This is a genomic window from Pseudomonas sp. NFACC24-1, from assembly GCF_900115235.1.
Lineage (GTDB): Bacteria > Pseudomonadota > Gammaproteobacteria > Pseudomonadales > Pseudomonadaceae > Aquipseudomonas > Aquipseudomonas fluorescens_AA.
The window spans coordinates 146004-160702 of the sequence record NZ_FOVS01000009.1; the positions used below are offsets into that span (position 1 = coordinate 146004).

Genomic DNA, 14699 nt, shown 5'->3' on the forward strand with positions numbered 1-14699 from the left:
TATATGAAACTAACCCACACCGTCTGGGGTGTGGAGGCGGGCGTATTCTTCGCCCTAATCAACAGGAATTAAAATGAGCGAAAGCTTTGCGGAACTCTTTGAAGAAAGCCTGAAAACCCTGAACCTTCAGGCAGGCTCCATCATCACCGGTGTTATCGTTGATATCGATTACCAAGCGCGCTGGGTAACCGTTCACGCTGGTCTGAAGTCTGAAGCACTCATCCCGCTTGAGCAGTTCTACAACGACGCTGGCGAACTGAACATCAACGTCGGTGACGAAGTTCACGTTGCGCTGGACTCGGTTGAAGATGGCTTTGGTGAAACCAAGCTGTCCCGTGAAAAAGCCAAGCGCGCTGAATGCTGGATCGTTCTGGAAGCGGCTTTCGCAGCTGAGGAAGTGGTCAAGGGCGTTATCAACGGTAAGGTTAAAGGCGGCTTCACTGTCGACGTTAACGGCATCCGTGCGTTCCTGCCAGGTTCCCTGGTTGACGTCCGTCCAGTGCGCGACACCACGCACCTGGAAGGCAAAGAGCTGGAATTCAAGGTCATCAAGCTGGACCAGAAGCGCAACAACGTTGTCGTTTCCCGTCGCAGTGTCCTGGAAGCCGAGAACTCCGCCGAGCGTGAAGCTCTGCTGGAATCGCTGCAGGAAGGCCAACAGGTCAAGGGTATCGTCAAGAACCTCACCGATTACGGCGCATTCGTCGATCTGGGTGGCGTCGATGGCCTGCTGCACATCACCGACATGGCCTGGAAGCGTATCAAGCATCCTTCGGAAATCGTCAATGTTGGCGACGAGATCGATGTCAAGGTTCTGAAGTACGATCGCGAGCGCAATCGTGTTTCCCTGGGCCTCAAGCAACTGGGTGAAGATCCATGGGTTGCTATCAAAGCCCGTTACCCAGAAGGCACCCGCGTCACCGCTCGTGTTACCAACCTCACCGACTACGGCTGCTTCGCTGAGCTGGAAGAAGGTGTTGAAGGCCTGGTACACGTTTCCGAAATGGACTGGACCAACAAGAACATCCACCCTTCGAAAGTCGTACAAGTCGGCGACGAAGTGGAAGTCATGGTTCTGGACATCGACGAAGAGCGTCGTCGTATCTCCCTCGGCATCAAGCAGTGCAAGTCCAACCCATGGGAAGACTTCTCTGGCCAGTTCAACAAGGGCGATAAAATCTCCGGCACCATCAAGTCGATCACCGATTTCGGTATCTTCATTGGTCTGGACGGCGGCATCGACGGCCTGGTTCACTTGTCCGACATCTCCTGGAACGAAGTGGGCGAAGAAGCCGTACGCCGTTTCAAGAAGGGCGACGAGCTGGACACCGTTATCCTGTCGGTTGACCCAGAGCGCGAGCGTATCTCCCTGGGTATCAAGCAACTGGAAAGCGATCCGTTCTCCGAGTACGTTCAAGAGAACGACAAAGGCGCAATCGTTAAGGGCATCGTGAAAGAAGTTGACGCCAAAGGCGCCATCATCACCCTGGCCGACGATATCGAAGCGACTCTGAAAGCCTCCGAAATCAGCCGTGACCGCGTTGAAGACGCGCGCAACGTTCTGAAAGAAGGCGAAGAAGTAGAAGCCAAGATCATCAGCGTTGACCGCAAGAGCCGCGTAATCCAGCTCTCCATCAAGTCGAAAGACGATGCTGAAGAGAAAGAAGCAATCCAGAGCCTGCGCGACAAGCCAGCCGCTGACATTGCTGCTGGTCCTACCACTCTGGGCGACCTGCTGCGTGCACAAATGGAAAAACAGAACTGAGTTCTGTCAGACCATAAAAAGGGCGACTTCGGTCGCCCTTTTTTGTGGGTGCGATATTTCAAAGCTCTTTGCTTCCTGCAAGCCGTTGTCGATGATGGTGTTCATTTGGGGCATTGCGAAACCAATCCTGCGACCAAGATGTCTCTTTTATGAAGCAGATCACTCGTCTATTCAGGGCAAGGCTCCGACTTGTATAAGTGATCGATCTGGGTCTTTGTCTAAAGGAATTGAATGAATAGGCTCTTTCTGGTGTTGAGTGTCCTGGTGGTGGCGGGTTGCTCTACGAGCGCCAAGACCCATGCAGTGCGTGGAGTCAGTGGTATCGAGGTCGACTGTTCGGGGCTGGGCTCTGGCTGGGAGAAGTGCCATAAGAGGGCTGCCAGGGAGTGCAAGGGGGCTGGCTACAAGGTCATTACCCGGTCCGACGACGCGAAGGATGACGATCAGTACCCTTTTGGTTTTAATCCGGCTGGCTATTTGACTCGTACGATGCTGGTCATCTGTCGATAGCTTGAGGAAAACTTCCTGTCGGCATGGAAAGAAGCAACAAGGGAGTGGTGAAGAATGTCAATACTTGGGCTGTTCAAATCCCTCCGGTCATGCTAAAACCTTTTCAAGCGATTTTCCTAGCTGCTTGAAAAAGAAGGGAAAAATATGACGAAGTCGGAGTTGATCGAACGAATTGTCACCCATCAAGGGCTACTCTCATCCAAAGATGTGGAGCTGGCCATCAAGACCATGCTTGAACAAATGTCCCAGTGCCTGGCAACGGGGGATCGTATTGAAATCCGTGGTTTTGGCAGCTTTTCCCTGCATTACCGCGCCCCGCGTGTAGGTCGAAATCCAAAGACCGGTCAATCTGTCAGCCTGGATGGAAAGTTTGTCCCTCATTTCAAGCCGGGCAAAGAGCTTAGGGATCGTGTCAATGAGGAGGAGGGGGATGAGCTCTGACGCAGCAGCTAAACAGAGGAGTCTTCATGCGGAACTTTAAGCGTTTGGCCCTTGTCGTACTGGCGCTACTTGTGGCCTCGGCTATTGTCCTGTTCGTACTTGAAAACAACCAGCCGGTCGCACTCCTGTTTCTGGGCTGGTCAGCTCCGCAGCTTCCCGTCTCGGTTTTCGTGATCCTGGCGCTTCTCGCTGGTATGATAGTCGGGCCGTCGCTTGCGTGGTTCCTGGGAATGCGTAGACGGCCGAAATAATGGATATGTGAGCCCAGTAGTCTTGGTGTAAGGATCACGGCCAACAATTTTTTCTGACTTTGGGTGCGTTTTGTTCAAATTTAACTTGATCCAGTCTATCGCTGTGCCCGTCTTGCCTTTTAGTGAGTTCGATGTGTCTGTCGACGCAATGCCAAAAAAGGGAGGCGGAATCACCCATGCCAAATAATCGTATTGAAACCCAGGGCGCCGATGAGATCGATCTGATCGCACTTGCGCGCGGGCTCTGGGGGCAAAAGTGGTTGATCCTTGCGGTCACCTTGTTGGTTACCGTGGGGGCAGCTGCTTATGCGTACCTCAGCAAACCGGTCTACCAAGCTCAACTTTTTATCATGCCTCCTACTCAGAATGGTATTGCTGAGTTGAACTATGGTCGAGGGAAAAGCACTGAGCTGGATCCTTATTCCATCAAGCATGTCTATAACGTATTTGCCCGAAACTTACAGGGTGAATCTCTTCGTCAGGCATTCTTCAATGAAGTTTATCTTCCTTCACTTGATGAATCCCAGCGAACGGGCGCGCTTGACCGATTGTACGAACGTTTCTCTCGAGAGCTCATAATCAAGGGGCCTGGTAAGGATACGCCGGATCGCTATTCGGTAACGGTCCAGGGCGGAGATCCCGTTCGAGCTACGGAGTGGGCGAAGGCTTATGTGGCGCGCGCCAGTGAAGCGGCTGAGTCAGAGCTGATCAAGAACGTTACGGCTGAGGCTGCGGTAAGGGCGCGTAATCTGGAGCAGCGTATTGTCGGTTTGCGCGAGACTGCGCAGCGAATACGTGAGGATCGGATTCAGCAGTTGCGCGAAGCGTTGAAGATCGCAGAAGCAATTGGTCTCAGCAGCCCGAGTATAAATTCTACGGCGGCTGTTGATATAACGGTAGAAACTGGCAATAAAATGGACTACCAGCGAGGCAGCAAAGCCTTGGCTGCGGAAGTAAAAGCGCTGGAGTCGAGAGCTTCTGACGACGCCTTCATATCGGATTTGCGTTCGCTCCAAATGCGATACAGTTTCTATCGTAAATTGAATATTGATCCAGAAAGCATCTCGGTTTATCGGCAAGACGGTAGCGTTGAGGTGCCGCAAAGCCCGATTAAACCAAGAAAGGCTTTGATTTTGCTGCTGGGCATTATTGCTGGCGGGATGCTGGGTAGTTTCATTGCGTTAATTCGATTTGCGGTTATTCGGAGCAAGGAACAGCAATTACAGGGTTGAGATGATCAATTTCTCGATCCTAAAGTATTTTAGTAACTCTTTAGAGAGATTTCGAATGCTTGTTTGAGCCCGTCTTTATGAGGATTATCTTCGTAAGGCGGGTTTTTTATTGGTGTGGCGAATAACTCTAGGTGTTCATGGTTTTAATGTGTGCCGAGGCTCCATCGGTTGTAGTCACGAGGCGCTCCGTCGGGACGGGTCTCAGTGGTTAGATGTCATAATGATGGCAGAAGCGAGCCGTTCAACTGAGGCAAGCCCTGAAAAAACTAGTCAGAACTCAGTAAAGTACAATCCAGGAAAGCCATTTTGCTACACAACAGGCATAATGGCGGTTTGTGAGGGACGGGATGGCCGTCTCGTTCGGAGGTCGGTAGCAACAGGCCTGTGGCGTATCGAAATTTGTGCATGGTGGGGACATCTGGAAAGTCGGCGGTAGGCGCCGGAGGTGCTGCTCCATAATGAGTTTTGACAAGAACTGAAGTGAAAGCGTCCAGCATCCGTTCGGCGGGCTGAGGCGGAGGTTTGCCAGTTGTGCAATGGTAGGGGTCAGGCGGATTCAGGCTTGATTCATAGCTCTGATGAATTAGATGGTTTTGACAAGTTAAATGGAGAGTTGGATGTCGAGCATAAAGCAGGCGAGCGTCGCCAAATTTAAAGCAAAAGAGGCCGTCATCGGTATCGTCGGTCTTGGATACGTCGGCCTGCCTTTGATGCTGCGTTATAATGCGATCGGGTTTAAAGTTATTGGACTTGATATCGATAGTTCAAAAGTTGAACTTCTGAATTCAGGTAAAAGCTACATCGAGCACATTCCTGGCGAAAAAATCGAAGCCGCTTGCCAAAACGGATTTGAAGCCACTACCGATTTTACTCGTGTGCCGGAATGTGATGCGCTGATTCTCTGCGTGCCGACACCATTAAATAAATATCGCGAACCCGATATGAGTTTCGTAATAAATACGACTGATGCGATAAAGCCTTATTTAAGGGCTGGTCAAGTCGTTTCTCTTGAAAGTACAACCTATCCGGGCACGACAGAAGAAGAGTTGCTGCCACGTGTCCAAGAGAAAGGATTGCGTGTCGGTGAGAATATCTTTCTGGTCTATTCCCCGGAGCGCGAAGATCCGGGCAATCCCAACTTTGAAACCCGTACCATTCCAAAAGTAATCGGTGGGCATACGCCTGAGTGCCTCGAGGTCGGTGTCGCTCTCTATGAGCACGCGATTGACCAAGTTGTACAAGTCAGCTCTACCAAAGCAGCTGAAATGACCAAGCTGCTGGAAAATATCCACCGTGCGGTCAATATCGGCTTGGTGAATGAGATGAAAGTGGTCGCTGACCGCATGGGCATCGATATTTTCGAAGTGGTCGACGCCGCTGCAACCAAGCCCTTCGGTTTTACTGCCTACTACCCTGGCCCTGGTCTCGGTGGTCACTGCATTCCAATCGACCCGTTCTACCTGACTTGGAAAGCCCGTGAGTATGGTTTGCATACACGGTTTATCGAGCTTTCGGGAGAGGTCAATCAGGCCATGCCGGAGTACGTCCTGAGCAAGTTGATGGACGGCTTGAATGAGCGCGGTAAGCCTTTGAAAGGCAGCAGAATTCTAGTGCTTGGTATCGCCTACAAGAAGAACGTAGATGATATGCGTGAGTCGCCTTCGGTTGAAATCATGGAACTGATCGAGGCTAAAGGCGGCGTCGTAGGGTACTCCGATCCGCACGTCTTGAAGTTTCCGAAGATGCGCGAGCACCACTTTGACCTTTCCAGTGAGCCTCTGACTGCTGAAGTTCTAAAAGCTTATGATGCTGTCATTCTGGCCACCGACCACGATAAGTTCGACTATGAGCTTATCAGCCAACATGCTCAACTGATCATCGATAGTCGTGGTAAATATCGCGCCCCTCAATCGAATATTATCAAAGCTTGATGACAGGAGAGTTCTGGATGAAACGTTTTGCTCTAATTGGTGCTGCCGGTTATATCGCCCCCCGCCATATGCGCGCCATTAAGGATACCGGCAATACATTGGTGTCCGCTTATGACATCAATGACTCGGTAGGCATCATCGACAGCATTTCACCGCAAAGCGAATTCTTTACCGAGTTCGAGTTCTTCCTTGATCACGCTCACAGCCTCAAGCGCGACCCAGAGACCGCCTTGGATTATGTGTCGATCTGCTCGCCCAACTACCTGCACCAACCGCACATTGCCGCCGGTCTGCGCCTGGGCTGTGACGTAATCTGTGAAAAACCGCTGGTGCCGACCCCGCAGCAGTTGGACCAGTTGGCCCTGATCGAGCAGGAAACCGGCAAGCGCCTGTTCAACATCCTGCAGCTGCGCCATCACCAGGCAATCATTGCCTTGAAGGACAAGGTTGCCCGCGAGAACAACCCGCACAAGTACGAAGTCGATCTGACCTACATTACTTCCCGTGGCAAGTGGTACCTGCAAAGCTGGAAAGGTGACCCACGCAAGTCCTTCGGCGTAGCCACCAACATTGGCGTGCACTTCTACGACATGCTGCACTTCATCTTCGGCAAGTTGCAGCGCAACGTTGTGCACTTCACTTCCGAACACAAGGCGGCCGGTTACCTGGAGTACGAGAAAGCACGTGTACGCTGGTTCCTGTCGGTCGACGCCGACGACCTGCCGGAATCGGTAAAGGGCAAGAAGCCAACTTACCGTTCGATTACCGTCAACGGTGAGGAAATGGAGTTCTCCGAAGGCTTCACTGACCTGCACACCACCAGCTACGAGGAAATCCTGGCTGGGCGTGGTTATGGCATCGAGGATGCTCGCCACTGCGTGGAGACGGTCAACACCATTCGCAGTGCGGCCATCGTCGTTGCAGCGGACAACGAAGCGCATCCGTTCGTCCAAGCCCTTTCTCGCTGATCGGCGAGACAGCACGGGTGGCCTTGCGCCACCCGTTTCAAGTTTTCCAAGCAGGATCGCAAGCCAGCGTGTCGAACGATAATTTCAACAAGCCAAACGAAGCGGGTGCGATGCGCCGCGTGCGCAGCATTCGTCTCGATATTCAGGGCTTGCGTGCAATCGCGGTGCTGGCGGTCATGCTTTATCACGCCAATAGTGGCTGGCTGAAAGCCGGCTATGTCGGCGTCGACATCTTTTTTGTCATCTCTGGCTTCATCATAACGGCATTGTTGACCGAGCGAAGCGACAAGGTCGATCTCGTTTCATTCTATGCCAGCCGCATCAAGCGTATTCTGCCGGCGTATTTCGTCATGCTGGTGGTGGTGTCCGCGCTGTCCGCGCTCCTGTTTCTGCCTGATGACTTCGCATTTTTCCTCGACAGCCTGAAGTCCTCGGCGTTGTTTACCAGCAATCAGTACTTCTCTGGCTTCGGCAGTTATTTCGCGCCGCGGGCCGATGAATTGCCGCTTCTGCATACCTGGTCATTGGCCATCGAGATGCAGTTCTATCTGTTCTTCCCGGTGCTGGTCATTTGCTTGCCAAAGCAATGGCGTCTCATAACGTTTGCCTTGCTAGCCGCCAGTCTGTTTGCCTGGAACGGCTACCGTGGACTGGGCGAATCGCAAGAAGGGATGTATTTTGCCCTGTCGGCACGGATTCCCGAATTCATGGTCGGTGCCATCGTTGCCTTGCTGATGCGCCAGCGCGAGCTGCCCATGTTACTTGCAAGCGTATTCGGTGGGCTGGGCGCAATCCTGCTGGCTTGGGCGGTGCTGGCTATCGATAAGCAACACTTTCCAGGCTTCTGGTCTATCCTGCCTTGTGTCGCGGCAGGGCTGCTCATCGTTGCCCGGCGTGGTCCGGTCAGCGCGTTGCTAGCCACTCGGCCGATGGTCTGGATCGGTGGTATTTCCTATTCGTTGTACCTGTGGCATTGGCCGGTGCTGGCGTTCATTCGCTATTACACGGGGCAGTACGAGCTGACGGCTGCATGGTTGCCGATTTTCGTGGCCAGCTCTGTACTGCTGGCATGTCTTTCCTATCGCTTGGTCGAAACACCCGCCAGAAACGCTTCCGGCATGATGCGCCAGCTGCCCAAGTGGGCTGTAACCGGTGCCGTGGTCGCGCTGGTGGTGTGGGGTGGACAACGTGTAAACGCCTCGCTGGTCGCTCCGTTGTCTGTGGAACTCACCCGTTATGCTGCTCCAGAGCTTATCTGCCATGGCACCCAAGTGGGCGCGTGCAAGCGAGGCAAGGCGGATGCCGAAGTGTCCGTTCTAGTAATTGGCGATAGCCATGCTGCCCAATTGAACTACTTCTTCGACCAGGTGGGCGAAGAGCAGGGCGTTGCTTACCGCGTGCTCACTGCCAGCAGTTGCGTGCCTATCCCCGGCTTTGACATTGAACGCCTGCCAGCCTGGGCGCAAAAACCTTGCCGCGCGCAGATCGAGGCGGTGGCTCGTGAGTTGCCGAAGGTGGAGCGGGTGATTGTCGCAGGCATGTGGCAGTACCAGATGCAGAGCCAAGCATTCGCCAAGGCGTTTGCTGAATTTCTCGTCGATACTGCAGGAGCCCATAAACATATCGTGGTGCTTGCTCAGGTACCAATGTTTGAAACAGACGTGCAGCGGGTAAGGCGCTTTACCGAGCTTGGCCTGCCGGCGCCATTGACATTCAATCGTGAGTGGCAGGTTGCCAACCAGCAAGTGCAGGCCATTGTCGACCGCACGCCGGGCGTGCGTTTCCTGGACCTTTCCAATAGCAGCTTCTTTGCCGCTGCGCCTTACCAGCAAGGTTTGCTCATCTACCGTGACAGCCACCACCTCAACGAGGTAGGTGCACGTCGTTATGGGCACTATGCTGCCGAGCCACTGCAGCGTGCTTTCGATCAACCTCAGTCTAATGTGAGTCTGAAGCCATGAATTACTATCAGCACCCAAGCGCGATCGTCGATGAGGGCGCGCAGATCGGTGAAAACTCCCGTGTCTGGCACTTTGTCCATGTTTGCGCGGGCGCCCGCATCGGTGTTGGCGTTTCGCTCGGTCAGAATGTGTTCGTGGGCAACAAAGTCGTGATCGGCGACCGCTGTAAGATCCAGAACAATGTTTCGGTCTACGACAATGTCACGCTGGAAGAGGGCGTATTCTGTGGCCCCAGCATGGTCTTCACCAATGTCTATAATCCGCGTTCGCTGATCGAGCGCAAGGACCAGTACCTCGATACGCTGGTAAAAAAGGGCGCGACGCTTGGCGCCAATTGCACCATCGTCTGCGGCGTTACCATTGGTGAATATGCCTTCGTCGGTGCCGGCGCGGTCATCAACAAGGATGTACCGGCCTATGCATTGATGGTGGGTGTGCCCGCACGGCAGATTGGCTGGATGAGCGAATTTGGCGAGCAATTGCAGTTGAACGAGCAGGGTGAGGCCTTCTGCTCGCATACGGGAGCGCGCTACGTGCTGAACGGAAAACTTTTGAACAAGACGGATGCCTGAGCATGATTGAATTCATTGACCTGAAAAGCCAGCAAGCACGTATCAAGGACAAGATCGATGCCGGCATCCAGCGCGTCTTGAGCCACGGCCAGTACATTCTCGGCCCAGAGGTAGCGGAGCTCGAGGAAAAACTTGCTCAGTTTGTTGGCGCTAAACACTGCATAACTTGCGCCAATGGTACAGACGCCTTGCAAATCGCTCAAATGGCGCTGGGAATTGGCCCGGGTGACGAAGTTATAACACCTGGTTTCACCTATATTGCGACCGCCGAGACAGTTGCCTTACTCGGCGCAAAACCGGTGTATGTGGATATTGATCCACGCACATATAATCTTGATCCGCAAAAGCTGGAAGCAGCAATTACCCCGCGTACGAAAGCTATCATTCCGGTTTCTCTATACGGGCAATGTGCAGACTACGATGCGATTAATGCGATTGCCGTTAAATACTCGATCCCAGTAATCGAAGACGCAGCACAAAGCTTTGGCGCTACCTACAAAGGGAAACGCTCCTGCAACCTCACCACAATAGCGTGTACTAGCTTCTTTCCAAGCAAACCGCTGGGATGCTATGGGGATGGTGGCGCGATTTTTACCAATGATGACGAATTGGCCAAAGTACTGCGTCAAATCGCCAGGCACGGGCAGGACCGCCGCTATCACCATGTGCGCGTGGGAGTTAATAGTCGCCTGGATACGCTGCAAGCGGCAATTCTCCTGCCCAAACTTGAAATCTTTGAAGAGGAGCTTGAGCAACGTCAGCGTGTTGCAAAGTTGTACGGTGAGTCACTCGAGGCCTTGGGGGTAAAGACAATCCCTTATGTGGAAGAATGGAACACCAGTGCCTATGCTCAATATACAATTCTTGTTGACAAGCGTGACCAGTTACAAGATAAGTTAAAGAAGCAGGGCATTCCGACGGCAGTTCATTATCCCATCCCGTTGAACAAGCAGCCCGCTGTAGCCGATGCAAACGCCCATTTACCTACGGGAGATCGCGTCGCAGAACAGGTCATGAGTTTGCCAATGCATCCGTATCTGGATGACGAGGCTGTGGCAATTATTTGTGCTGCGGTGGCTGGTTAAGCTATGTACATTTCTTTAAAAGTTGATAAAGCAACTTTTTTGAATGCTTTGTACTTTTTTGTCTATTTTGTCCTGTTGTTGTGGATGAATAATAATTATCTGTACTTGCTGTATGACTATATGGGGGCCTCCCAGAAAAGCATGGATGGCCTCCAGATCGTTTACTTGTTGTTTTTAGCTGTGGGCAGTTCTCTTTTATGCGGTTCAAGTATAAGTAAGCCTGGGGATATCGTCGTAGCCTTGCTGTTTTTGGTTATCGTGCCTCATGCGCTTGTTTTGAACGGGGCGAACGCATTTTACCCAGAGGCCAGCCCATTTTCTGGGCTGTGTTTGTCAGTGCTGATGGGTGTTGTTCTTGTCTCACTTATTAATAAGATTAAATTTCGTCGTGACAGCGGTCAATCCAGCAGTGGTGAAAGATATCTGTTTATTGTTTCAGTCGTTAATATATTGGTTTTGGTGTTTATTCTGCTCAAAAGTATGTCGTTTTTTTCTCTCGACTTTTCTGGTCAATACCTTCGACGTGCTATCGCGCGCGACGTTTTTTCAGCAGGATCTATAGATGGATATATTGCGTCGATAGGGACGCAGGCATTTTTTCCTGTTTTATTTGCTTGGGGAGTCTATAAAAAATCTAATTTCTTCTTTTGGCTTGGGGTTTTTAACGTTTTGATCCTGTGGGGAGCCTTTGGACAGAAATATCCCTTTGTTGTTTTGTTTTTGGTTTATGTTCTGATGACCTATTTTAGATATTATGGGAGGGTCAATGTCTCTTGGTTGCTGTTTGGTGCAATAGGCTTGTTGCTTGCAGGTTTTCTTGAGTTCGAGCTTATGGGCTATTCTTACCTAAATGACTATCTGATTAGACGAGCCTATACTGTGCCGGCCACAATGTTGGGGGCTGCGGAGCTGTTTTACGACTCGTACGGGATTAATAATTATAGCGATACAGCGATAGGTCTTTTGTCAGGTTTTAGCAAAAGTGAATCGATCACGTTTCGAATTGGTGAGTATATTTATAATAATTCGGAAACTAATGCCAACGTGAATTTTTTTGCGGTGGCCTATCTGAGGCTTGGATACACGGCAGTAATAATCGAAGCTTTTATTGTTGCTGTGATTGTTATGCTGTTGAATCTTCTTTACATGAAGCGCTCCATGTTTATTGCGATGCCCGTTGCATTGCTCTTCGTAACTAAAATTGTTGAGCAATCGTTGTCAACGGTTTTGTTAGGTTCTGGTATTTTCTTCATGCTGTTGCTTCTAATGTTGATGGCTTTCTCTAGGGAGTCCAAGAGCAGGACTAGGAGTATAGCTTGAAGAGTCAATTCTTTTCTCGAGTAAGAAGTGTGCTCGTCGGGACTCTAGGGGCCCAGTTGATATCGTTGGGTGTGATGCTGCTTCTGGTAAGGCTGTACTCTCCAGAAGAATTGGGCTCGTTTAACGTTTGGCTTTCATTCGCTACGATAATGGCTGTTTTGGTCACGGGGCGTTATGAGTTGGCGTTGTTCAGCGGTGATACGAATGATGATTCAAAATCGATCATTAAACTGGTCTTGCTGATAACCGTTGCACTGTCGATTTTAGCTACGTTTTTAATCGCAGTTGTGAGTTCGTTTGTTGAGGGAATTCCGCCGATAGTCAAAAGTTACTCCCTTGTCTTGGCTTTTGTTGTCTTTGGGATGGGGGCTAATAAAGGACTCCTTTCGTTATTGGCTTTTCAACAAGCCTTTAACAAACTTGGCGTTGCCAGAATTGCTCTGGCGGGCGCTGTCGCGGTGGCACAGGTGGTGGCTGGTTATTTCGCGTTGGGAGTCAGCGGCCTAATCTACGGCCAAGCGGTTGGTGTGCTATTGGCTACGCTGTTGGTATTTTTTTGGTTTGATCGCTCTTGGCTAAAAGCATGTTTTAGCGAAAGTATTGGTTCTGTAAGAAGCGTCGCGTACAGATACAGGGACTTTCCAAAGTTCTCGCTGCCCGCTGATCTGATCAACACCATTGCCAGCCAATTACCTGTCATCTTGATAGCCTCCCGATTTGGCGCGGAGGCTGCAGGTTGGTTCGCACTAACAATAAAAATGATGGGGGCACCCATTACTCTGCTTGCTACTTCAGTCCTGGATGTGTTCAAAGAGCAAGCTGCTCGGGATTACAGGGTTACGGGCTCTTGCCGTTCCGTTTTCTTGCGTACTTTCATTGTCCTCTCCCTATTAGCCTTTCCGCCATTTCTTTTGTTTTGGTGGCTGGGTGAGTGGGCGTTCATGTTTGTATTTGGTACAGAATGGATTGAGTCAGGGAAATATGCAATTTTACTTATTCCCATGTTTTATATGCGTTTTATCGTGAGCCCCCTTAGTTACACTATCTATATTGCCCAACGACAAGGATTGGATCTGATTTGGCAACTGGGGTTACTGGTCATCACGGCGGCATGCTTTCTGCTCGCGAGGGAGGTGACGGAGGCCCTGTGGTGGTACTCGGCAAGCTATGCCATAATGTATGTTATTTATTTTGCGATGTCATATCGTTGTGCTAAGGGAGTTTCCTCATGATTGTAGTGGTCGATTATGGCGTGGGGAATATAGCCTCGGTGCTGAATATGTTGAAGCGAGTTGGGGCGAAGGCCAAGTCCTCGAACCTCGTCGACGATATTGTAAACGCAGAAAAGCTGATTTTGCCCGGTGTTGGTGCGTTTGATGCCGGAATGAAAACCCTGCGTGAGAGCGGTCTCATAGATGTACTTAATCAACAGGTGCTTGTCGCTCGTAAACCTGTGATGGGAGTATGCCTGGGGTCGCAGATGCTGGGGCGTCGTTCTGAGGAGGGTGTCGAGCCAGGGCTAGGCTGGATTGATATGGATATCAAGCGTTTTGAGAAGCGCCCAGAACGAAAAGTGCCTCACATGGGTTGGAGCCATGTCTCCTGTAATTATGAGCATCCATTGGTTCGAGGTCTGACAGAGGAAAGTCGCTATTATTTTGTTCATGGCTATTACATGTGTCCTGACAATGAGCACGACACGCTTCTGACGGCTGATTATGGGCAAAAATTTACGGCTGCGGTCGCCAAAGATAATATTTTCGGTTTTCAGTTCCATCCTGAAAAGAGTCATCGCTTCGGCATGCAGCTTTTCAAGAATTTCGTCGAGTTAATCTGATGCAGAGAAAGCGCGTAATTCCATGTTTGCTGTTAAAGGACAGGGGACTGGTTAAAACGGTGAAGTTTAAGTCTCCGAAATATGTGGGCGACCCTGTTAATGCTATTCGTATTTTCAATGAAAAAGAAGTTGATGAGCTGGTTCTACTGGATATAGAAGCGTCTATATTAGGTCGTGAACCTGACTATGAGCTGTTAGCGGAAGTGGCCGGCGAATGTTTCATGCCTATTTGTTATGGTGGTGGTATTCGTACGCTTGAGCACGCACAACGTGTTTTTGCTTTGGGCGTTGAAAAAATAGCCCTGAATACCGCAGCTTTGGCAGATGTCGAGCTTCTTCGAAAAATAGCTGATCAATTCGGTTCTCAAAGCGTCGTCTGTTCTATCGATTGTAAGAAAAGTTTACTGGGTCGCTATTCGGTCTATTCTCAATCAGGTACGAAAGATACAAAAGTTTCACCAGTCGAGTGGGCAAAGAGGGTCGAGGATGCCGGAGCCGGGGAAATATTCCTGAACTCCATAGACCGCGATGGAACTATGCAAGGGTTTGACATACCGCTCATCAAGTCGGTTGTTGCTGGGGTTCATATACCTGTCGTCGCATGTGGTGGGGCGGGTTCAATAGCTGATCTTAACGAACCCTTTGAAAAAGCGGGCGTGTCGGCGGTCGCAGCGGGAAGTTTTTTTGTTTTTCACGGAAAGCACAAAGCGGTTTTGATAAGTTATCCGGACCTTAATCAGTCCATGTCCGGAAGTAAATAAATTGCTTTTCTTGAATCTTGATGAGTATCTAGAGCCTGCTAGTACCGTCATTATTGATTTGAAAG

14 protein-coding genes are annotated in these 14699 nt (G+C 50.8%); all 14 read left to right on the forward strand.

From position 1 onward, the window contains the following. Positions 1-73: 73 nt before the first annotated feature. The 14 genes from rpsA (at position 74) to BM317_RS11215 (ending at position 14634) form a co-directional block, all read left to right on the forward strand. The gene (rpsA, locus tag BM317_RS11150) at positions 74-1765 is read left to right on the forward strand and encodes a 30S ribosomal protein S1 (RefSeq protein ID WP_053120388.1); all 1692 of its coding nucleotides are present in this window, start codon (positions 74-76) and stop codon (positions 1763-1765) included. A 231-nt stretch (positions 1766-1996) separates the two neighbouring features. Continuing rightward, positions 1997-2275 carry a hypothetical protein gene (locus tag BM317_RS31090; protein ID WP_092167526.1) on the forward strand — a complete coding sequence of 93 codons (279 nt, stop codon included), beginning with the start codon at positions 1997-1999 and terminating at the stop codon, positions 2273-2275. 144 nt (positions 2276-2419) lie between these two features. Further along, positions 2420-2716, forward strand: a complete 297-nt coding sequence (gene ihfB, locus BM317_RS11160; RefSeq protein ID WP_003199243.1) for an integration host factor subunit beta — start codon at positions 2420-2422, stop codon at positions 2714-2716. Positions 2717-2742: 26 nt separating this feature from the next. Continuing rightward, positions 2743-2967 carry a lipopolysaccharide assembly protein LapA domain-containing protein gene (locus tag BM317_RS11165; protein ID WP_041475801.1) on the forward strand — a complete coding sequence of 75 codons (225 nt, stop codon included), beginning with the start codon at positions 2743-2745 and terminating at the stop codon, positions 2965-2967. A 176-nt stretch (positions 2968-3143) separates the two neighbouring features. Beyond that, entirely contained in the window at positions 3144-4199 is a 1056-nt protein-coding gene (locus BM317_RS11170) for an LPS O-antigen chain length determinant protein WzzB (RefSeq protein WP_092474314.1), read from the forward strand. Positions 4200-4816: 617 nt separating this feature from the next. Beyond that, complete coding sequence (wbpA, locus tag BM317_RS11175; RefSeq protein WP_092167532.1) at positions 4817-6130, forward strand: UDP-N-acetyl-D-glucosamine 6-dehydrogenase; 1314 nt, start codon at positions 4817-4819, stop codon at positions 6128-6130. Positions 6131-6147: 17 nt separating this feature from the next. Then, positions 6148-7098, forward strand: coding sequence for a UDP-N-acetyl-2-amino-2-deoxy-D-glucuronate oxidase (gene wbpB, locus BM317_RS11180; RefSeq protein ID WP_092167535.1), 951 nt, complete (start codon positions 6148-6150; stop codon positions 7096-7098). A gap of 110 nt (positions 7099-7208) precedes the next feature. Beyond that, a complete protein-coding gene (locus BM317_RS11185) occupies positions 7209-9059 on the forward strand; it encodes an acyltransferase family protein (RefSeq protein WP_092167607.1) in 1851 nt (616 codons plus the stop codon). Next, complete coding sequence (gene wbpD / locus BM317_RS11190) at positions 9056-9631, forward strand: UDP-2-acetamido-3-amino-2,3-dideoxy-D-glucuronate N-acetyltransferase (RefSeq protein ID WP_092167537.1); 576 nt, start codon at positions 9056-9058, stop codon at positions 9629-9631. The genes BM317_RS11185 and wbpD overlap by 4 nt, the downstream gene beginning before the upstream one ends. Before the next feature lie 2 nt (positions 9632-9633). Then, on the forward strand, positions 9634-10716 hold the full coding sequence (locus BM317_RS11195) for a DegT/DnrJ/EryC1/StrS family aminotransferase (protein WP_092167539.1): 1083 nt from the start codon (positions 9634-9636) through the stop codon (positions 10714-10716). 3 nt (positions 10717-10719) lie between these two features. Further along, positions 10720-12036, forward strand: a complete 1317-nt coding sequence (locus tag BM317_RS11200; protein WP_092474316.1) for a polymerase — start codon at positions 10720-10722, stop codon at positions 12034-12036. Beyond that, positions 12033-13268, forward strand: coding sequence for an oligosaccharide flippase family protein (locus tag BM317_RS11205; RefSeq protein ID WP_218189414.1), 1236 nt, complete (start codon positions 12033-12035; stop codon positions 13266-13268). Before BM317_RS11200 ends, BM317_RS11205 begins: the two co-directional genes overlap by 4 nt. Beyond that, entirely contained in the window at positions 13265-13873 is a 609-nt protein-coding gene (gene hisH / locus BM317_RS11210) for an imidazole glycerol phosphate synthase subunit HisH (protein WP_092167544.1), read from the forward strand. Before BM317_RS11205 ends, hisH begins: the two co-directional genes overlap by 4 nt. After that, complete coding sequence (locus BM317_RS11215; protein WP_060738580.1) at positions 13873-14634, forward strand: AglZ/HisF2 family acetamidino modification protein; 762 nt, start codon at positions 13873-13875, stop codon at positions 14632-14634. The genes hisH and BM317_RS11215 overlap by 1 nt, the downstream gene beginning before the upstream one ends. The last annotated feature ends 65 nt before the right edge of the window (positions 14635-14699 follow it).

Bases quoted from the DNA above. Each gene is read 5' to 3' on its own strand.
- BM317_RS11170 (WP_092474314.1), top strand. From the start codon at position 3,144: ATGCCAAATAATCGTATTGAAACCCAGGGCGCCGATGAGATCGATCTG.
- BM317_RS11200 (WP_092474316.1), top strand. From the start codon at position 10,720: ATGTACATTTCTTTAAAAGTTGATAAAGCAACTTTTTTGAATGCTTTG.
- wbpD (WP_092167537.1), top strand. From the start codon at position 9,056: ATGAATTACTATCAGCACCCAAGCGCGATCGTCGATGAGGGCGCGCAG.
- BM317_RS31090 (WP_092167526.1), top strand. From the start codon at position 1,997: ATGAATAGGCTCTTTCTGGTGTTGAGTGTCCTGGTGGTGGCGGGTTGC.
- rpsA (WP_053120388.1), top strand. From the start codon at position 74: ATGAGCGAAAGCTTTGCGGAACTCTTTGAAGAAAGCCTGAAAACCCTG.
- wbpB (WP_092167535.1), top strand. From the start codon at position 6,148: ATGAAACGTTTTGCTCTAATTGGTGCTGCCGGTTATATCGCCCCCCGC.
- BM317_RS11215 (WP_060738580.1), top strand. From the start codon at position 13,873: ATGCAGAGAAAGCGCGTAATTCCATGTTTGCTGTTAAAGGACAGGGGA.
- wbpA (WP_092167532.1), top strand. From the start codon at position 4,817: ATGTCGAGCATAAAGCAGGCGAGCGTCGCCAAATTTAAAGCAAAAGAG.
- BM317_RS11185 (WP_092167607.1), top strand. From the start codon at position 7,209: ATGCGCCGCGTGCGCAGCATTCGTCTCGATATTCAGGGCTTGCGTGCA.
- BM317_RS11195 (WP_092167539.1), top strand. From the start codon at position 9,634: ATGATTGAATTCATTGACCTGAAAAGCCAGCAAGCACGTATCAAGGAC.
- hisH (WP_092167544.1), top strand. From the start codon at position 13,265: ATGATTGTAGTGGTCGATTATGGCGTGGGGAATATAGCCTCGGTGCTG.
- BM317_RS11165 (WP_041475801.1), top strand. From the start codon at position 2,743: ATGCGGAACTTTAAGCGTTTGGCCCTTGTCGTACTGGCGCTACTTGTG.
- ihfB (WP_003199243.1), top strand. From the start codon at position 2,420: ATGACGAAGTCGGAGTTGATCGAACGAATTGTCACCCATCAAGGGCTA.